General features: G+C 62.7%; 14 protein-coding genes. 9 read left to right on the forward strand and 5 right to left on the reverse strand.

Going from position 1 to position 18,099, the window contains the following annotated elements; all coding sequences use genetic code 11:
- The first annotated feature begins 32 nt into the window (after positions 1-32).
- From tilS to HB630_RS17575, 5 genes are all read left to right on the forward strand, one after another.
- On the forward strand, positions 33-1,085 hold the full coding sequence (gene tilS / locus HB630_RS17555) for a tRNA lysidine(34) synthetase TilS (protein WP_213773522.1): 1,053 nt from the start codon (positions 33-35) through the stop codon (positions 1,083-1,085).
- Between the two features lie 257 nt (positions 1,086-1,342).
- A complete protein-coding gene (gene ftsH / locus HB630_RS17560) occupies positions 1,343-3,265 on the forward strand; it encodes an ATP-dependent zinc metalloprotease FtsH (protein ID WP_213773523.1) in 1,923 nt (640 codons plus the stop codon).
- A gap of 268 nt (positions 3,266-3,533) precedes the next feature.
- The gene (locus tag HB630_RS17565) at positions 3,534-4,817 is read left to right on the forward strand and encodes an acyltransferase (RefSeq protein WP_213773524.1); all 1,284 of its coding nucleotides are present in this window, start codon (positions 3,534-3,536) and stop codon (positions 4,815-4,817) included.
- A 187-nt stretch (positions 4,818-5,004) separates the two neighbouring features.
- A complete protein-coding gene (locus tag HB630_RS17570) occupies positions 5,005-5,679 on the forward strand; it encodes a TetR/AcrR family transcriptional regulator (protein ID WP_213773525.1) in 675 nt (224 codons plus the stop codon).
- Between the two features lie 228 nt (positions 5,680-5,907).
- Positions 5,908-6,333 carry an OsmC family protein gene (locus HB630_RS17575; RefSeq protein WP_213773526.1) on the forward strand — a complete coding sequence of 142 codons (426 nt, stop codon included), beginning with the start codon at positions 5,908-5,910 and terminating at the stop codon, positions 6,331-6,333.
- 80 nt (positions 6,334-6,413) lie between these two features.
- Here the strand turns inward: HB630_RS17575 and pyk are convergent, their stop codons facing one another.
- Both pyk and HB630_RS17585 read right to left on the reverse strand, forming a co-directional pair.
- A complete protein-coding gene (gene pyk / locus HB630_RS17580; protein WP_213773527.1) occupies positions 6,414-7,850 on the reverse strand; it encodes a pyruvate kinase in 1,437 nt (478 codons plus the stop codon).
- The gene (locus HB630_RS17585; RefSeq protein ID WP_213773528.1) at positions 7,847-8,482 is read right to left on the reverse strand and encodes a DUF1036 domain-containing protein; all 636 of its coding nucleotides are present in this window, start codon (positions 8,480-8,482) and stop codon (positions 7,847-7,849) included. Before HB630_RS17585 ends, pyk begins: the two co-directional genes overlap by 4 nt.
- A 185-nt stretch (positions 8,483-8,667) precedes the next feature.
- Here HB630_RS17585 and HB630_RS17590 point away from each other — a divergent pair, with 185 nt between their 5' ends.
- Positions 8,668-8,970 (forward strand): DUF1244 domain-containing protein, encoded by a 303-nt coding sequence (locus HB630_RS17590; RefSeq protein ID WP_213773529.1) that lies wholly within the window; start codon positions 8,668-8,670, stop codon positions 8,968-8,970.
- 288 nt (positions 8,971-9,258) lie between these two features.
- Positions 9,259-9,531: a DUF2312 domain-containing protein gene (locus HB630_RS17595; protein ID WP_213773530.1), complete on the forward strand. Its 273-nt coding sequence runs from the start codon at positions 9,259-9,261 to the stop codon at positions 9,529-9,531.
- 183 nt (positions 9,532-9,714) lie between these two features.
- Here HB630_RS17595 and HB630_RS17600 read toward each other — a convergent pair whose 3' ends face one another.
- The 3 genes from HB630_RS17600 to HB630_RS17610 form a co-directional block, all read right to left on the reverse strand.
- Positions 9,715-11,337, reverse strand: coding sequence for a DUF882 domain-containing protein (locus HB630_RS17600; protein ID WP_346656107.1), 1,623 nt, complete (start codon positions 11,335-11,337; stop codon positions 9,715-9,717).
- A 283-nt stretch (positions 11,338-11,620) separates the two neighbouring features.
- Positions 11,621-13,852 carry a L,D-transpeptidase family protein gene (locus HB630_RS17605; RefSeq protein ID WP_213773532.1) on the reverse strand — a complete coding sequence of 744 codons (2,232 nt, stop codon included), beginning with the start codon at positions 13,850-13,852 and terminating at the stop codon, positions 11,621-11,623.
- A gap of 411 nt (positions 13,853-14,263) precedes the next feature.
- On the reverse strand, positions 14,264-15,778 hold the full coding sequence (locus HB630_RS17610) for a sigma-54 dependent transcriptional regulator (protein WP_213773533.1): 1,515 nt from the start codon (positions 15,776-15,778) through the stop codon (positions 14,264-14,266).
- Positions 15,779-15,921: 143 nt separating this feature from the next.
- Here HB630_RS17610 and HB630_RS17615 point away from each other — a divergent pair, with 143 nt between their 5' ends.
- Together HB630_RS17615 and HB630_RS17620 are read left to right on the forward strand one after the other, a co-directional pair.
- On the forward strand, positions 15,922-17,781 hold the full coding sequence (locus tag HB630_RS17615; protein ID WP_213773534.1) for a M3 family oligoendopeptidase: 1,860 nt from the start codon (positions 15,922-15,924) through the stop codon (positions 17,779-17,781).
- Positions 17,782-17,874: 93 nt separating this feature from the next.
- Complete coding sequence (locus tag HB630_RS17620) at positions 17,875-18,099, forward strand: AbrB family transcriptional regulator (RefSeq protein ID WP_213773535.1); 225 nt, start codon at positions 17,875-17,877, stop codon at positions 18,097-18,099.

Below are 18,099 nucleotides of genomic sequence, written 5' to 3' on the forward strand. Positions count from 1 at the left end.
CGACGCGTTTTCTCCACGCGCAGCCGCGAGCCATGCCCGACTCTGAGCATTCCGTGATCTCGGCGCAGGACGCCAAACGCCTGTTCGCGGCGCTGCGGGCCGCGCCGGCCCTGGTGCTTGCGGTGTCCGGCGGCCCCGATTCCACCGCGCTGATGTGGCTTGCGGCGCGCTGGCGACGGAATTTGGCGCACGGTCCGCGGCTCATCGCCGTGACCATCGATCACGGCTTGCGCGCGGAGGCCGCGCGCGAGGCGCGCGACGTCAAGCGGCTGGCGCAGAGCCTCGGCCTGCCGCATCGGACGATGCGCTGGCGAGGCGCCAAGCCGAAAACCGGATTGCCGGCGGCAGCGCGGGCGGCGCGCTACAAATTGCTCGCGGAGGCGGCGCGGACATCCGGTGCGACCCACATTCTCACCGCGCACACCCGTGACGACCAGGCCGAGACATTGTTGATGCGGATGTTGCGCGGCAGCGGCATCGCCGGGCTCGCGGCGATGGCCTCCCAGTCCGAGCGCGAGGGCGTGCTGCTGGCGCGTCCGTTTCTGGGTGTTTCCAAATCGCAACTGGTCGCAACGCTTAAAAAAGCAAAAATCGGTTTCGCCGAAGATCCCACCAATCGCGACCTGAATTTCACCCGGCCAAGGCTTCGCGCCCTGATGCCGGCGCTCGCGGCCGAAGGCGGCGACGCCCGCACTCTGGTGCGGCTAGCTTCGAGGCTCGCCCGCGCCAATGCTGCCGTGGAGGTTCTGGCCGATGGCGCCGAGCGCTACCTCGCATTGGCGGGTGGCGCAGCCTCGCCTGCGCGGCTGGACGCCAGGGTGTTCGACTTCGCCGCTTTTGCCGGCCTTCCGGAGGAAGTCCGCATCCGGCTGTTGCAGCGCGCGATCGATCGTTTCGGGCATGAGGGGCCGGCGGAACTCGGCAAGATCGAAGGGCTGCTGTTGGCGTTGGATCAGGCCGGCGCAAGGCAAAGCGGAAAAGGGCGGTTCAGTCTGAAGCAGACCCTTGCCGGCGCCCTGATCAGCTTGGTTGGCGGCCGGATCCGCGTTGAGCCGGCGCCACCCCGCCGCCGCCGGGGCGATTGAGCCAAATCAACGTCAGGCTGTCATGGCCCGGTACGGTCTGCGAAACCTTAACCACCCCGGGGAAACGCCGGCCCTGACGCCATTATTTGAACGGGAATCGCACTAGAATGCGCTAAATAGTCCTGTGCAGTTCCCTTGGCAGCGCCCGGGGCGACACTTAGATTGTGCAATGGTCGACCAGGGGATTCCCCTCGAGGCTGCCCAAGAGACTGCCAAGGACATGAGGCCGCGATCCGCGCGACCACGAAGGAAGATCGATGAACGCCAATCTGCGCAATTTCGCCCTCTGGGTTATTATTGTTCTGCTGCTGTTGGCCTTGTTCACGCTTTTCCAGAATCCCGGGCAGCGCGTGTCTTCTCAGGACATCTCGTTCTCGCAGCTTCTGAGCGAAGTTGATCAGGGCCATGTCCGCGACGTCGTGATCCAGGGCCCGGAAATTCACGGCACGTTTACCAACGGTTCGAGCTTCCAGACCTATGCGCCGAACGATCCGACGCTGGTGACGCGCCTCTATAACGGCAAGGTGCAGATCACCGCGAAGCCGCCCGGCGACAACGTGCCGTGGTTCGTGTCGCTGTTGGTTTCATGGCTGCCGTTCATCGCGCTGATCGGCGTCTGGATCTTCCTGTCGCGCCAAATGCAGGGCGGCGCCGGCAAGGCGATGGGTTTCGGCAAGTCGCGCGCCAAGATGCTGACCGAGGCGCATGGAAGGGTGACGTTCGAGGACGTCGCCGGCGTCGACGAGGCCAAGCAGGATCTGCAGGAGATCGTCGAATTCCTGCGCGACCCCGGAAAATTCCAGCGTCTCGGCGGACGTATTCCGCGCGGCGTGCTGCTGGTCGGACCTCCCGGCACCGGCAAGACGCTGATTGCGCGCGCGGTCGCGGGCGAAGCCAATGTGCCGTTCTTCACGATCTCGGGTTCTGACTTCGTCGAAATGTTCGTCGGCGTCGGCGCCAGCCGTGTCCGCGACATGTTCGAGCAGGCCAAGAAGAACGCGCCCTGCATCATCTTCATCGACGAAATCGATGCCGTCGGCCGTCATCGCGGCGCCGGTCTCGGCGGCGGCAATGACGAGCGCGAGCAGACCTTGAACCAGTTGCTGGTCGAGATGGACGGCTTCGAGGCCAACGAAGGCGTGATCCTGATCGCTGCGACCAACCGGCCCGACGTGCTCGATCCGGCGCTGCTTCGTCCCGGCCGTTTCGACCGTCAGGTGGTGGTGCCGAACCCGGACGTCGTCGGCCGCGAGCAGATCCTCAAGGTCCACGTCCGCAAGGTGCCCTTGGCGCCGGACATCAATCTCAAGACCATCGCGCGCGGCACGCCCGGCTTCTCGGGCGCCGACCTGATGAACCTCGTCAACGAAGCGGCGCTGACCGCGGCAAGGCGCAACAAGCGCATGGTGACGCAGGCCGAGTTTGAAGAGGCCAAGGACAAGGTGATGATGGGCGCCGAGCGCAAATCGCTCGTCATGACCGAGGAAGAGAAATTGCTGACCGCCTATCACGAAGGCGGCCACGCCATCGTCGGCCTCAATGTGGTCGCGACCGATCCGATCCATAAGGCGACGATCATCCCGCGCGGCCGTGCGCTCGGCATGGTGATGCAACTGCCGGAGCGCGACAAGCTGTCGATGTCGCTGGAGCAGATGACCTCACGGCTCGCCATCATGATGGGTGGACGCGTCGCGGAGGAGCTGATCTTCGGCCGCGAGAAGGTCACCTCCGGTGCCGCTTCCGATATCGAGCAGGCGACGCGGTTGGCGCGGATGATGGTGACGCGCTGGGGATTGTCCGAAGAACTCGGCACCGTGTCCTATGGCGAGAACCAGGACGAAGTGTTCCTGGGCATGTCGGTCTCGCGCACGCAAAACGCCTCGGAGGCAACCGTCCAGAAGATCGATTCCGAGATCAAGCGGCTGGTCGAGGAGGGCTATAACGAGGCGACCAAGATCCTTACCGAGAAGCGCGCCGATCTCGAAGCGCTGGCCAAGGGTCTGCTCGAATATGAGACCTTGAGCGGCGACGAGATCAGCGATCTGCTCAAGGGCAAGAAGCCGAACCGCGAGTCGGTGCTGGAGCCGACCACGCCGCGCGCTTCGGCGGTGCCGCCGGCTGGCAAGCCGCGTCCGCGTCCCGATCCGGATCCCGGGCTGGAGCCGCAGCCGCAGGCGTAATTGCGCTATCGTTGAATCTAAAAAACGCGGCGGTGACGCCGCGTTTTTTATGCGCAAATGATGCTGCCGGATTGACCCGTCATCAGCCAATCGGGATCTTTCCCAATCCGTGCCGTCCGATTCCGAACCTTAATTAAGATTTCCTCAACGCCGCAGGCTCTATTGCTTGAGAGCGTGTACTGAACAGTGCGCGAGGAAGGATGTCGCGTGGCCGCGTCGATTTCGGCAATTGCTCCAGACCAAAGCAGCCCTCCGAAGGAATGCCACCATGCAGGCCATTGAGCGGGGCGTGGTTGCGGATCAGAGCGTGCGGCAAGAATCTCGGATCGTTTATCTGGAATCGATCAGAGGCCTTGCCGCTTTGCAGGTTTTGCTGCTGCATTTTTTGGCCGCGTTTGCTCCGGACCTGGTCTATTCACTCCCCTCAACCGCAACCGTCGCAGCATACGTTCACCTGTCGCCGCTATATTTCATTTATGACGGCTACTCGGCGGTCTATATTTTCTTTGCCCTCAGCGGTTACGTTTTGACTCGTTCATTCGAGCGGAATCCAGCCACGCCAATCCCGCAAATCTTGGGCCGGATCGTCCGTCTCGGCCTGCCGGCTGCTGCCGCGGTGTCGGTGGCCGCGATGGTGATGCTGGCGTTTGGCAAGCCCAACGTGCAGGCCGGCGAACTTACCGGTTCGGCCTGGTTTGCGAGCCAATGGAACGCAGAGGTTTCGGTGCTTTCGGTCATCAGGGACGGTACCGTCAACGCTTTGTTCCTCGGTTATCGTGGATTGCCTGGCGTCGCGTTCCTGGCGCCGTGGCAGCAGGCGGTCGATCAATCTTTCGTGGCGCCGCTGTGGACGCTGAGCATCGAGTTTTACGGCTCGATGATCGTGCTCATGCTCTGCTGGTGCGCCCGGCGATCACGCGCCTTGTGGTGGTCGGCCCTGTTGTTGGGCACGATCTTTACGGCACGCAGTGCTTACCTCTGTTTTTTCGTCGGTCACCTTCTGGCTGCATTCTCATGCGCTGAAAGGCCCGCTCCGGCCAGCAAGCTGTTGCCGGTGTTCTGTATCGCGTTCGGCGTTTTCTGGTGCGTGCTCGCTGAAATCTGGCAACCGGAATGGCTGCGAATGCTCTGCTCGAGTCCAACCTATTTGTTGTTTCCCGGTCAGTTCGCGCCGATGCAGCAGAAGACGTTCGGTGCGATCCTGGTGCTGGTTGGAATCATCAATCTTGAGGCTGCGCGAAGTTTCCTGTCCACGCCGTGGTTGATCGCGCGGTCCAAATTGTCGTTCCCGCTTTATCTGATTCACTGGCCAGTCCTGTTTGGACCGTCAGCGGCTTTGTTCCTGTTGTTGAACGGCATGATCGGGCTGGAATTATCGCGCCTCAGCGCGATCGTCGCCGGGATTTGCCTTGCATTCCTCGCCAGTGTCTTTTTTCTTCCGGTCGATCACCGTGCCCTGGAGTGGTCGAGAGCATTGCGGAAACGGATGTCATTTGGTTCTTCGCGGGAAGGATCTGGCATGCGGTCGTTGCATCCAATGGCAGCCGAATGAGCCGGACGCGGACCACAAGGCATTGAAGCGCCCCCTTCAAATCTGCCCACCTTTGCATCTTGTCATTTCGCCTGAATAGTTGTTCAGTTCTTCATGGCGATTTGTTCCAGATCGCTAAAATCATCGAAAGCGGCGCTGCATGGTCGGACCCGTCCGGCCTTGCGCACAGGGGCGGGAAACGCGTCACATGGTCTATCGACGAACTCATCAGGTGGTAAAGCGCCTTGCGGCGCGGCGAAGTGCTATTCTGGCGGCGGCGCGCCATGCCGCGGCCGACGGGGGAATGGCCGCGGTCCAGATCGCGCCGGTTGCGGTCCGGGCCAATGTCGCGGCCGGCACCGTCTACCGCTATTTTCCCTCCAAGGCAGACCTGATTTCGGAACTGATCGCAGACGTGTCGCGCGACGAACTGGCGGCGATCCGCCGCGCGGCGGATGCGGCGCCGGGACCGTCCTCGGCCCTGGCAGCGGCCGTGACCACGGTCGCTGTGCATGTGCTGTCGCAGCGCAAGCTCGCCTGGGGCATCCTGGCTGAGCCGGTCGATGTCGACGTCACCGCCTCGCGGCTGGCGAGCCGGCGCGAGATCGCCGGCGAGATTGCAACCCGGATCGAGGCTGCGGTCCGCGCCGGACATCTTCCGGCACAGGACACCGCCGTTGCCGCCACCGCGTTGCTTGGCGCGCTGCATGAAGCCCTGGTCGGGCCGCTGGCCCCGGACAATCTGGATGATCAGGCCAAATTGCGTGACGCCGTTCAGACCGTCACACTCCTGGCCCTGCGCGCTGTCGGCGTGATGGATGCCCGCGCCCGCGGCCTGGTGGTGCAGGCGGCGATGCCGGCGAAAGTGTTGGTCGGTGCGTAAAAGGCAACGGCCGATGACATCGCTTTGACGCATCCATCCCGTTAAGATGGCGAGCTCGCTGTGAAGCCGGCGATCCGTCAAACGTTGGAGCCTTTCGGCTCTGATGGAACCAGAACCGGAGTTTACCTCTTTTAGTTTGGCGCGTTTTGTGCATGCGAACTGGAAGCCACTTCGCTATCCAAGTCCGGGGCAGGCTTTCGCTCGAAAACGCTTTGGAAGGAGCGATAAATGCCAACGACATCAGGATCCGCCAAATGGCAGGGCGGCATCAAAGACGGCAAGGGCGCGATCTCGACCAAGAGCGGTGCGCTGAATGACTATCCTTATGGCTTCGCCAGCCGTTTCGAAGGCAAGCCCGGCTCAAATCCGGAAGAATTGATCGGGGCCGCGCACGCCGCCTGTTTTACGATGGCGCTGTCGCTGATCCTCGGCGAGGCCAAGCTCACCGCCGAGCATATGGAGACCAAGGCGGACGTCACGCTCGAGAAGGTGGCCGATGGCTTTGCCATCACCTCGGTGCATCTGGCCCTGAGCGCGAAAATTTCGGGTGCCACCAAGGAGCAATTCGAAGAACTGGCGGGCAAGGCGAAGGCCGGCTGCCCGGTGTCGAAACTGCTCAACACCAAGATCACGCTGGCCGCGACGTTGCTCTGAAGTTGAATGCTGAAGTCATTCTGGGTCTGGTGCTAACGCACCATCCCGGAATGACGGCGGATGGCCGCAAGACCTTTGCCTTACATATCGGCGTCGGTGTTGGGGCCGACATAGGCGATGCGCACCATGTTGGTCGTGCCGGGAGTGCCGAGCGGCACGCCCGCGACGATGATGATGCGCTGCCCGGCCTTGGCGAAGCCGTCGCGAAACGCGATCGAACCGGCGCGGTTGACCATGTCGTCCTGGTCCTGGGCATCTTCCGCGACCACGCAATGCACGCCCCAGACCACCGATAATCTGCGTCCCGTGACCAGATTGGGCGTGATCGCCACCACCGGTGGCTTTGGCCGCTCGCGCGCGACGCGCAAGGCGGTCGATCCGGAACTGGTCCAGCAGATGATCGCGGACAGATCGAGCGTCTCGGCGATCTGCCGCGCGGCGTCGGCGATCGCGTCGCCGACGGTCGGCTCCGGCTCGGCGCGCTGCGCGTTGAGCACACCGCGGTAGGTCGGGTCGCGCTCCACTTCCTCGCCGATCCGGTTCATCGTCGATACCGCCTCGACCGGAAACTTGCCGGCGGCGGATTCCGCCGACAGCATGATCGCATCCGCCCCTTCGTAAACGGCGGTGGCGACGTCGGAGACCTCGGCGCGCGTGGGCACCGGGCTCTGGATCATCGATTCCAGCATTTGCGTCGCGACCACCACCGGCTTGCCGGCGCGCCGCGCCAGCCGCGTCATCTGCTTCTGCAGGCTCGGCACCCGCTCCAGCGGCAATTCGACGCCGAGATCGCCGCGCGCCACCATCAGGGCGTCGGACGCTTCCAGGATGTCGGGGAGCCGGTCGATCGCCTGCGGCTTTTCGATCTTGGACATCACCGAAGCCCGGCCGCGGATCAGTTTCTTGGCCTCGGTGACGTCTTCGGCGCGCTGCACGAAGGAGAGCGCGATCCAGTCGACGCCGGTGACCAGCGCCGCTTCGAGGTCGGCGCGATCCTTTGGCGTCATGGCGGAGACGGGCAGATCGGTGTCGGGCAGGCTGACGCCCTTGCGGTCCGACATCCTGCCGCCGATCACGACACGGGTCACTGCGCGCTCGGGCGAGGTTTCCTCGGCGATCAGACGCACCTTGCCGTCGTCGAGCAGCAGCGCGTGGCCCGGCTTGAGGGCGGCGAGAATTTCAGGGTGCGGAAGCTGGACGCGGGTATTGTCGCCCGGCGTCTTATCGGAATCCAGCACGAAGCGTTCGCCATTGTTGAGCTGGATCGCGCCTTCCGCGAACGAACCCAGGCGCAGCTTCGGCCCCTGAAGATCGACCAGGATGCCGATCGGCCGGCCATAGCTGCTCTCGACGCCGCGAATGGTCTTGACCAGTTCGCGCATCTTGTCGTGCGAGGTGTGGCTCATGTTGATGCGGAAGACGTCGGCGCCGGCTTCGAACAACCGCCGGATCATTGCGCTGTCGGACGATGCCGGTCCGAGCGTAGCCAGGATCTTGATGCGGCGCAGGCGTCTCATGGCTTGTTTCCAGGCGCAGCGGCGGGCGGCGGACCGGGCGTGCCCGGAGGCGGCGTTCCGCCCGGGCTGTTGGGCAGGCTGGGGACCGTGCCCGGCGGACCCGACATGCCCGGAAGGCCGCCCGGGGCATTCGGATCGACCGTTCCGGGAATCCCGGGCAGGCGCTGCGCGGGCTGCTGCTCGCTGGATTCGGTGAGCTGCACGGTCCAGGCGCGCTGCTCGCCGGTGTCGACCTCGAAGAAGCCGGTGCGGTCGAAACCGCGCGCCAGGCAATTCTCGGTGCCCTTGATGGTGAATTCCTTGTCGCGCGAGCACATGAAGGCCTGCCCCGACCATTCGCCGCCGCGGTCGTAGTCGAGCGCGTAAATGTAATAATACCGCGCGATCAACGTGCCCTTCAGCAACGTTTCGCAACTGCGAGAGGATACGTTCCACCAACCCTCGGTGGTCCAGCCGTCTGCATCCTTGTAGCCCAACGCGACGCCGACCCGGCTTGCGGTGTTATTGCAGAGACGAAAGTCCGCGGCGGCGGGACTGTTCCACAAACAGCTCAGCAGCAGCGCCAGCACCGGCATCAAGCCGGCGGCGACGCGTGTGGATGGGCGGGGCTGTCGGGGAATGTCAGCGACCATTGAGCGAAACTATATCCGTTCTCCGACGATCTCGCGTGAGCTGGAAGGCGCTGTCAACGGTCGGGTGGCGGCCGGCGGCCAAAATTCCTACTATTGGAACTCTGGTATCGCTGGCATATGGCAGAATCTGTGACAGTGCCCAATTAATATCCAGTATCCTTTGCGTGAAATGGCGAGAGAACGACATGGCGATGGACGACAAAACCAGAACAGAACTTGAAGCAGCGGTTTTCCGGCGTCTGGTCGAGCACCTGCGTTCGCGCACCGATGTGCAGAACATCGATCTGATGAACCTGGCGGGCTTCTGCCGCAACTGCCTGTCCAACTGGCTCAAGGAAGAGGCCGACGCCAAGGGGGCTGCGATGACCAAGGATGAGAGCCGCGAGGCGGTTTACGGCATGCCCTACGAGACCTGGAAGTCAAAATTTCAAGGTGCAGCCACACCCGAGCAATTGGTTGCGATGAAAAAGGCCCAAAGCGGGCACTGATTTTCCGCATCGTTATCTGAAGGTGTCGCCGCCCTGCTTCATTGCAAAGCATGGCGGGGATCGGTGATTCTCGGCCCGCCCTCGCCGCGAAAGGATGAGGAAGCGGAAGCCCGATCGCCGCGATCAACAGCTTTCTTTTTCATATGCAGGAAGGTGTGGGCGCGCTGTGGATGAGCGTGATGTTTTCTTGACGTAAGCCGCCGCAAACTTGAGGGTCGTTCCACGAGTTGGCGTGCGGCAGGGCCGCTGACGTCGATGCCCCATCATCAGTTCACTCAGGAGTACCCGATGGCCACCACTGCTGCCGCGGTCAAGGAAGAGCCCGCGACAAAATTCGCGAAAGACCAGCTCAAGGCCATCGTCGAACGTATCGAGCGGCTGGAAGAAGAAAAGAAGACAATCTCGGATGATATCCGCGACGTCTATGCCGAAGCCAAGGGCAACGGCTACGACGTCAAGGCGTTGCGCACGATCGTGCGGCTGCGCAAGCAGGACGCCAATGAGCGCGCCGAGCAGGAAACCATCCTGGAGACCTATATGCAGGCGCTGGGAATGCTGTGACGGCAGGCTAATCACGGCCTTTCCAGCGGAGCACCGGCAAATTGCCTGCCGTGTGTTTGAGCCGGAGCGTTTTCGAGCGCAGTGGATACCGGTTCGCGCGAAGAAAATGCGTCAAACCAAAAATATGACAGCCCGGCTCTGATTGAATCACAGCCAAGCTCTCATATTTTTTTGGTTTGGGCTTTAATGCAGCGAGGCGGTCTGCACCACAAAGGGCGTCGTCACCAGCTTTGCGGTGGCGGATCCGGTGAAATGCTCGCAGAGCAGACCCATCTGCGGATCGTCCGAGAAGCCCATCGCGACCGCGGCCTGCGGCTTGACGAAATAAGCGCGCATCAGGGTCATGTCAGTATCGCCCAGCACCGTCGTGAACATCGAGTTGCTCGTGCTCGGCGCCAGCACCAGGGCACGCAGCCAGACGTCGTTGCCCTTGGCTGCGGCAATCCGCGCCGACGTCGCGATCACGCCGTCCTGACCCTGGATATTTCCCTGCCCCTGCAGCCCTTTGGCAGCAACGCTGTTGATCCCGGTGGCCGGCGACCCGGCGGCGTCACGCGGCAATGGCCGGACGCTGTGCGGGATCGGCGCAGTGGCGGCGACGATCCTGGAGCGGTCGACCGGCGAATTGGCGACGGGCGCATAGGCCAGTGCCTGAAACGCCGCGGAAATACCGGCGGTCGATTGCGGATCGGCCGATGTCACCGCCTCGCGCGCCCTGATGGCTGCGATCTGCTCGGGTGTCGCCTGTTTCACCGCCGCGGAATCGCCCCAGATGCCGCGGGCGTTGATGATGTCGGCCGGCGTTTGCGGCTTCGCGTCATTGTCGTCAGCATCGGCCGACGCCTGCTCGGGCGGCTTCGGTTTGCCGGATTGGATGAGCTGCGCGTCGGCGGAGGCGAGCTGGAAAGCCGAGAATGCGCGCGGCCTTGAACGCGGCGCCGGCACAGCATCGGCGGACCTGTCCGCCGATCCGCTGGTCGTCATGTCGGCGACCTGTTCGACCGCCGGAGCGCCCTCATCCTCGTCGTCGTTGGATCTGCCGTTGAAAAACCGGTCCCACAGGCTTGGGCTGCTCCGGACCATTGCGTGATCGTCGCCGTCGCGCTTTTCGATATCGGCGCGGGCGACCTCATATCCTTTCAGCGGGACGCCATCCGAAGGTACATGGACGGTGCGGCCATCCGGAAACACCCTGGCCAGCTGGTCATGGGTCATGCGCGGCCAGTGCCGGATGCTGCCGGTGTCGAGATGGACGAAAGGCGATCCCGAGGTCGGATAGAAGCCGACGCCGCCGCGCTGCAACCGCAGCCCGGCGAAACGGATCTGCTCAAGCGATACGCCCGGGATGAAAAAGTCCATCGCGTGGCCGAGCATGTGCTGGCTGTAACGGGCCACGGCCGAAGAACGGCGGTGGAGCATGGCGTTGGTGGCGGGGGAGCGGTAGGCGGAAATGATCTGGATCGGCTTCTTGCCGTCGACGTCGCGATAGACTTCCCAGAGGATGTCGAACAGGTGGCGGTCCATCACCGTCTGGTCCTGGGTGCGCCAGTCGCGGAGGTAATGGTTGATCTGCTTCAGCGCTTCTTCGTCATAGCGGCCGTTGCGCTTGAAGGTGACGGTGAGGTCTTCGTTGGAATGGGTGTGGTGGAACGAAAGGGTGCGGGTTTCGTTTTCAGCGGTCGCGTCGTGAACAGAGCCGGCTCCCAGAAGCAGCAGCAATGCGGTCAGGCCGAGATGATACCCGGCCCGATATCCAGCCCTCGATAGCGACAGTGAATTGAATTGGCGTGCAAAACCAGCCAGCACGTACGAGCCCACCCTGAAGATGATCGATCGAGCGGACGACCGATTTAGTAGCTCTTTCGCCGTCCCGAGCGGCGAAAGAGTATGAACGTAGTCTTAAAGGCAGGATGGTTAAGATATCGCTCCCACCCCAAAGTCAGGCTTTAACCTAACTCATCTAGTGTGGCGAAAAAGAGCCGGTTGCTGAAATCAGGATGGAGGGTGGTTAACATTACCGGTCTCGCCGATTGGCGAGACCTTTGACGTTGCTACGGAAATCCGGCCGCGGTGGCGGAGGGAGGGCTGGTCAGCGGGTGAAGATCCGCCGCTGCGGTCGCGGCGGTGCCGGAGCGGGGGTCGAGCCTCCGAACAGCCGCTCGAAGAACGAGGGGCCGGAGGAGCTGTTGTCGCTGGCAAGGCTGGGGCCTGTCGGAAGGTTGCCGACCGGATGAGAATAGCTCGGCTGCGCATGGGCAACCACGGCTTCCATATCCTTGTTCTTGCTGTTGCGCAGCAGGGACAACATCAGCCCGTCGCGGCCATAGATATCCTTGCGGAACTCAAGCTTGCCCGCCTCGTCCACGAATGCCGTCTGGTAGGTGATGTTCACCGGGATCGGCGTCGGGAATTTCAGATCGACCTCGCTCGATCCGTACATGCTGCGAATCTTCTCCGGGGTGTAGTGCTCGTTCGGCTCTGTGATGTTGAGCAGGATCGAGGCGTATTGATCCGGATTCTGCACCCGCATGCAGCCATGGCTGAAGGCGCGTTCTTCCTTCGCGAACAGGTATTTGTCCGGGGTGTCGTGCTGATACACCAGGAATTTGTTCGGGAAATTGAAGCGGATGCGGCCGAGCGCGTTGCCGTCGCCGGGCGGCTGCGAGATGTGGACGCTGCCGTCGCTGTTGCGTTCGAGCCGCAGTCCCATCCGCTCCAGCACGGTCGGGTCCTGCTGCAGCGCCGGCAGATACTCGCCATAGACGATCGATGGCGGCACGTTCCAGGTCGGGTTGACGGTGATGTATTTCATCGTCTCCGTCAGAAGCGGGGTGGCGTGAACGCCTGGCTTTCCGGTCACCACCTTGGTGGTCCAGACGGTGGCGCCGTGCTGCATCACCTTCAGCGTGTAATCGGGGATGTTGAGAATGACATAGGCGTCGCCGATCGAGGGGGCGCCGAGGTCGCGCGGCAACCAGCGCCAGCGCTCCATGTTGACGACCACGGTGTCGATCTGCCTGCCCCGTTTCGGGCTGTTGATCGCGTTGACGGTCTTGTCGTCGAGAATGCCGGTGGGCCGGAGTTCGGCACCTTCCTGGAACGTGCGCACGGCTTCCGCAACCTTGGCATCATAATGATCGTCGCTTGCGTTCTCGGTGATTCCGAGCTTGGCGCGCAGTTGCGGCACGCGCGGATCTTCCACCACTTCGGTGGGCTGCTTCTTGTTGCGTGAGGGCGTGAATTTGAGCGTCGGGCCTTCGGCGATCTGGATCACCGGCCCATCGCCCTGACCGCGCAATTCGGCGAGCTTCTTCTTGAGATCGCGATAGAGTTTTTGCGGCGGGTTATAGCCATCGAGCGCGGCGGATGCGTCCTTGGCGGTGGTGACGTTGGCCAGCACTTCCGAAGGATCGACCGGGTGCTCGGGATAGGAGATATCGCCTGAGACCTGCGACCAGTGCATCCGGCCGCTCTGCGCCTGCCGCGCATAGTCCATCATGCTGCTGGTCAGTTTCAGGTCGGCTTCCGCCCGTGCGTCCGGATCGGTCGCCGCGGCGAAATCAGGCACCGGGTAATCTTCAGGATTCAATCCGTCGGCGGCCGCATCCTTCAGCCGCGCGATGACGCCCTTGGCGGTCTCGGTCAGCGTGCCGCCCTGGGTCCATAGCGGCGCGAAGTCGTGCGCCGTGTAGAATTTCTCGACCGCCGCCCGTTCGGCCTTGCGCTCGAAATAGTGCGATGATTTCGCGCCCAACAGGTCGCGCAGTTTGTCGGCGACCGGCTGATCGGCTGCCGGCACGTTGCTGGCGGCCTTGGTCGGCTCTTGGGCGGGCGCAGCGGGCGTTGCCGTCGCCGCGGCAGGCGCCGTCGGCGCGACCGCAGCGGAGTCGCTCTTGTCAGGTTCAGCCTTGGTGTCGACCTTGCCCGGCTCGACCTTGGCGGTCTCAGGCTTGGTGGCGTCGGGCTTGGCCATATCAGGCTTGGCGGCATCGATGTTGGCGGTCGCAGGTGTGGCGGCGGGCACCGGAGTGGTGGCGACATCTGCGGGCTTATTCGCGGTCTGGTCGGGTGCGGAGACCTTTGCGTCTGGCACCGACGCGGTGACGTCGGGCTTGAAATCGTTGACGGTCGGGGGCGGAACGTTGGCGGGTTCGGGGCGCGGGACCGCGGCGTCGATGGCGAGTTCGGCGGCATTGTTGTGTGCCGCATCCTGCGCCATGACCGGAGTTATGGCCGAGGTCGCGGATACCGCGAGGAAGGTCGCGGCCACGGCCATCAGCACGCGGTCGAATCCCGCACGGTTGTTCACAGTGTCGCGCATCATCGCTCCCCTCGGGTGAAGCCTGCCCCGTCGGGGAACAGTTGTTGAATGGTCCGTCTCAGCTTTCGCAAATTGCCGGCCTGATCGGTTCTCGGCGCATTGTGCCGAGAACATCGGTTTGCGTCTGAATCGCTCCAGACCTCTTTCGGTTGGTACGCCTGCATGCAACGATTCATACGCCAACACACGTTACACGGGCCCTGTCCATGCAAGCCAGCACCTCGCGGACAACTCACGATAAACTGACTTAGAACCGATCTGGAACCGATTTCCCGGAACCCCGCTTCGCAGCGGATGGCGTAGTTTTGCCATGAGCTGTGATTTTTGTCTGTCACCGGCGAGCCACGGTTCAAAATGTTCAGGACGGCCATTTCGAGATCCATAGCCTAACGCTCTGTATCCGCGTCCGGTTCAGTTGGTGCTGTCCGCGCTGTCGGCCGTGCCGTCGGTCTCGGCCTCGTCGAGCTTGCGATAAAGTGTCGAGCGGCCGATCTTCAACCGTCGTGCGACCTCGGACATCTGGCCGCGGTAATGCGAGATCGCGAAGCGGATGATTTCGCTCTCCATGTCTTCGAGCGGTCGAACCTCTCCGGTGCCGGTCAGCATCGGGAGCATGCCGGCCGACGGCAATGGGGGAGCGATGGGTATATCGTTACCTGAAATCATGGCCGGCGCCGTCGAATGGGAACCGGGGCCGATGATCAACGGCTCGCCGGTCATGTGGCCGGCGTCGGGCATTGCCAGCGATTGCGCGGCGGCCTGCGGGAAGTCGGCGATGCCGAGCTGGTCGGTCTCGCTCATCACCACGGCGCGATAGACCGCGTTCTCGAGCTGGCGGATGTTGCCGGGCCAGTCGAGTTGCGACAACAGCGCCATGGCCTCGCCGTCGATGCCAGTGATCAGGCGGTTTTCCTCGGCGCAGAAGCGCGCGAGGAAGTGCCGCAACAGATGCGGGATATCCTCGCGCCGCATCCGCAAGGGAGGGATCGTCAGCGGCAGCACGTGCAGGCGGTAGAACAGGTCCTCGCGAAATTGTCCGTTTTTGACCTGGTCGAGCAGTTTGCGGTTGGTCGCGGAGACGATGCGGACATCGACTTTCACGGGCTTGCGGCCGCCGACCGCCTCGACCGCGCCTTCCTGCAGGGCGCGGAGCAGTTTGACCTGGGCGCTGAGCGGCAGTTCGCCGACTTCGTCCAGAAACAGCGTGCCGCCGGAAGCCTCGACGAATTTGCCGGTATGACGTTCGGTCGCGCCGGTGAAGGCGCCCTTCTCATGACCGAACAGGATCGACTCCACGAGATTGTCCGGGATCGCGCCGCAATTGACCGCAACGAATGGTTTTGCCTTCCTTTCGCCGCTGCCATGAATGGCGCGCGCGAACAATTCCTTGCCGACACCGGATTCGCCTTCGATCAGGACCGGGATCGTGGAGGCGGCGGCCTTTTGCGCCGTGCGTAGCACGCCCGCCATGGCTTCGCTGCGGGTGACGATATCGGAAAAAGTCAGCCGGCCTTCGCGGCTGTGCCGGATGCGCTGCAATTCGCCCTTGAGCGCGCTGGTATTGAGCGCGTTGCGCAGCGACACTTGCAGCCGCTCGAAACCGGCGGGCTTCACCACGAAATCGAGGGCGCCGGCGCGCATCGCCGACACCACATTATCAATACCGCCATGGGCGGTTTGTACGATGACGGGAATGTTCAGGCCGGCCTCACGGATTTTTGCCAATACGCCCATGCCATCGAGGCCTGGCATCACGAGGTCGAGTACGACGGCGTCGATATTGGGCCCGTCCGGCGCGGTCAGCATATCGATCGCCGCGTCGCCGCCGTCGGCAACCATCGCCTCATAGCCACATTTCTGCACCATGTTTTCGACCAGACGGCGCTGAACGGCGTCGTCATCGGCAATCAAAATGCAGGCTGCCATGGCTTTGCTTTCCTCGGGCGTTACAACTATCTGTCTCGAATCGGGGCACTCTCGCCGAAGCCGATTAACGCCCTCTTAAAGGTTGACATCACGTCCTCGCACGATCGTTTTTGCTTGAAACGCATATTATAGGTTTAACCCAGATGACCTCGCGCTCCTTGTCCACCCTCCGCAAGCCGTCCGCTTCGCGCAAGCCCGGCGCCAAGAAGGCCACTGCCAGGGGCAAGACCGGCAGGCTGCCGGAATGGAACCTGGCCGACCTCTATTCCGGCATCGACGCGCCGGAGGTCGCACGCGACCTCGAAAAGATGGACGCGGAATGCGTTGCGTTTGAAGCGGACTATAAAGGCAAGATTGCGGAGCAAATTGCGACAGAAGACGGCGGCAAATGGCTTGCCGAAGCGGTCAGCCGCTACGAGGCGATCGACGATCTCGCCGGAAGACTCGGATCCTATGCCGGCCTGGTTCACGCCGGCGACAGCGTCGATCCCGTTATCTCCAAATTCTACGGCGATATTTCGGAACGGCTGACCGCGGCTTCGATCCACCTGCTGTTTTTTCCGCTCGAGCTCAACCGCATCGACGATGCCGCGATCGAGCGCGCGATGCAGACCTCCGGACTCGGACATTATCGCCCGTGGATCGAGGATTTGCGCCAGGACAAGCCGTACCAGCTGGAAGACCGCGTCGAGCAATTGTTTCATGAAAAGTCCCAGAGCGGTTACGCCGCTTGGAACAGGTTGTTCGATCAGACCATCTCCGGCCTTCGCTTCAAGCTTGGGGCGAAGGAGTTGGCGATCGAGCCGACGCTCAATCTGTTGCAGGACCGCGCCGGCGAAAAGCGCAAGGCCGCCGCGCAGGCGCTGGCGAAAACCTTCAAGGCCAATGAGCGGACCTTTGCGCTCATCACCAACACGCTCGCCAAGGACAAGGAGATTTCCGACCGCTGGCGCGGCTTTCAAGACGTCGCGGATTCTCGCCATCTGAACAACCGCGTCGAGCGCGAAGTCGTCGACGCGCTGGTCGCTTCGGTTCGATCCGCCTATCCGCGATTGTCGCATCGCTATTACCGGCTCAAGGCCGGCTGGTTCAACAAGAAGAAGCTCGCGCATTGGGATCGCAACGCGCCGCTGCCGTTCGCGGCCACCGGCAGCATCGCCTGGCCCGAGGCGAGGAACATGGTGCTGACGGCTTATCGCGGCTTCTCGCCCGAGATGGCTGCGATCGCCGAACGGTTTTTCACCGATCGCTGGATCGATGCGCCGGTGCGTCCCGGCAAGGCGCCGGGCGCGTTCTCGCATCCCACCACGCCCTCGGCGCATCCCTACGTGCTGATGAATTATCAGGGCAAGCCGCGCGACGTGATGACGCTGGCCCATGAACTCGGCCACGGCGTGCATCAGGTGCTGGCAGCGAAGAACGGCGCGTTGATGGCGCCGACGCCGCTGACGCTGGCCGAAACCGCCAGCGTGTTCGGAGAAATGCTGACCTTCAAGCGGCTGCTGGCGCAGACCAAGAGCGTCAAGCAGCGCCAGGCGCTGCTCGCCGGCAAGGTCGAGGACATGATCAACACCGTGGTGCGGCAGATCGCGTTTTATTCGTTCGAGCGCGCGGTTCATACCGAGCGCAGGAACGGCGAATTGACCGCCGAGCGGATCGGCGAGATCTGGCTGAGCGTGCAGGGCGAGAGCCTGGGCCCAGCGATCGATATCCGGCCGGGCTACGAGACGTTCTGGATGTACATCCCGCACTTCATCCATTCGCCGTTCTACGTCTACGCCTATGCATTCGGCGATTGCCTGGTGAACTCGCTTTATGCGGTCTACGAACATGCCTCCGAAGGTTTCGCCGAGCGCTATCTGGCGATGCTGGCCGCCGGCGGCACCAAGCATTATTCCGAACTGCTCAAGCCGTTCGGCCTCGACGCCAAGGATCCGAAATTCTGGGACGGCGGCCTGTCGGTCATTGCCGGGATGATCGATGAGCTGGAAGGGATGGATTAAGGGCTCTGGCCGAGTAAAACATCTGTTGAACGGGACCGAAGGGCGTGTTATACATTTGTATAACGCGCCCTTGTCTTCAGAGGAGATCAGGCCATGAAGATCGAAATCAAGAAAATCGGTAATTCCGATGGCCTCTTATTGCCCCGCGAGTTGATGCAGCGCCTGGACCTCAAGCGGGGGCAGGAACTGCATATTATCGAGCTCGCCGGAGGCGGATTTCAGGCCATGCCCTACGATCCCGATTTCGAACGGACCATGGAAATCGCCGACGATATTATGGACAGGTATCGCGACACGCTCGCTGTGCTCGCAAAATGA

This window comes from Bradyrhizobium sp. dw_78, from assembly GCF_018449525.1.
GTDB lineage: Bacteria > Pseudomonadota > Alphaproteobacteria > Rhizobiales > Xanthobacteraceae > Bradyrhizobium.

Excerpts from the sequence above, each read along its gene's own strand:
- tilS (WP_213773522.1), top strand. The coding sequence starts at position 33 with ATGCCCGACTCTGAGCATTCCGTGATCTCGGCGCAGGACGCCAAACGC.
- ftsH (WP_213773523.1), top strand. The coding sequence starts at position 1,343 with ATGAACGCCAATCTGCGCAATTTCGCCCTCTGGGTTATTATTGTTCTG.
- HB630_RS17565 (WP_213773524.1), top strand. The coding sequence starts at position 3,534 with ATGCAGGCCATTGAGCGGGGCGTGGTTGCGGATCAGAGCGTGCGGCAA.
- HB630_RS17570 (WP_213773525.1), top strand. The coding sequence starts at position 5,005 with ATGGTCTATCGACGAACTCATCAGGTGGTAAAGCGCCTTGCGGCGCGG.
- HB630_RS17575 (WP_213773526.1), top strand. The coding sequence starts at position 5,908 with ATGCCAACGACATCAGGATCCGCCAAATGGCAGGGCGGCATCAAAGAC.
- pyk (WP_213773527.1), bottom strand. The coding sequence starts at position 7,850 with ATGAGACGCCTGCGCCGCATCAAGATCCTGGCTACGCTCGGACCGGCA.
- HB630_RS17585 (WP_213773528.1), bottom strand. The coding sequence starts at position 8,482 with ATGGTCGCTGACATTCCCCGACAGCCCCGCCCATCCACACGCGTCGCC.
- HB630_RS17590 (WP_213773529.1), top strand. The coding sequence starts at position 8,668 with ATGGCGATGGACGACAAAACCAGAACAGAACTTGAAGCAGCGGTTTTC.
- HB630_RS17595 (WP_213773530.1), top strand. The coding sequence starts at position 9,259 with ATGGCCACCACTGCTGCCGCGGTCAAGGAAGAGCCCGCGACAAAATTC.
- HB630_RS17605 (WP_213773532.1), bottom strand. The coding sequence starts at position 13,852 with ATGCGCGACACTGTGAACAACCGTGCGGGATTCGACCGCGTGCTGATG.
- HB630_RS17610 (WP_213773533.1), bottom strand. The coding sequence starts at position 15,778 with ATGGCAGCCTGCATTTTGATTGCCGATGACGACGCCGTTCAGCGCCGT.
- HB630_RS17615 (WP_213773534.1), top strand. The coding sequence starts at position 15,922 with ATGACCTCGCGCTCCTTGTCCACCCTCCGCAAGCCGTCCGCTTCGCGC.
- HB630_RS17620 (WP_213773535.1), top strand. The coding sequence starts at position 17,875 with ATGAAGATCGAAATCAAGAAAATCGGTAATTCCGATGGCCTCTTATTG.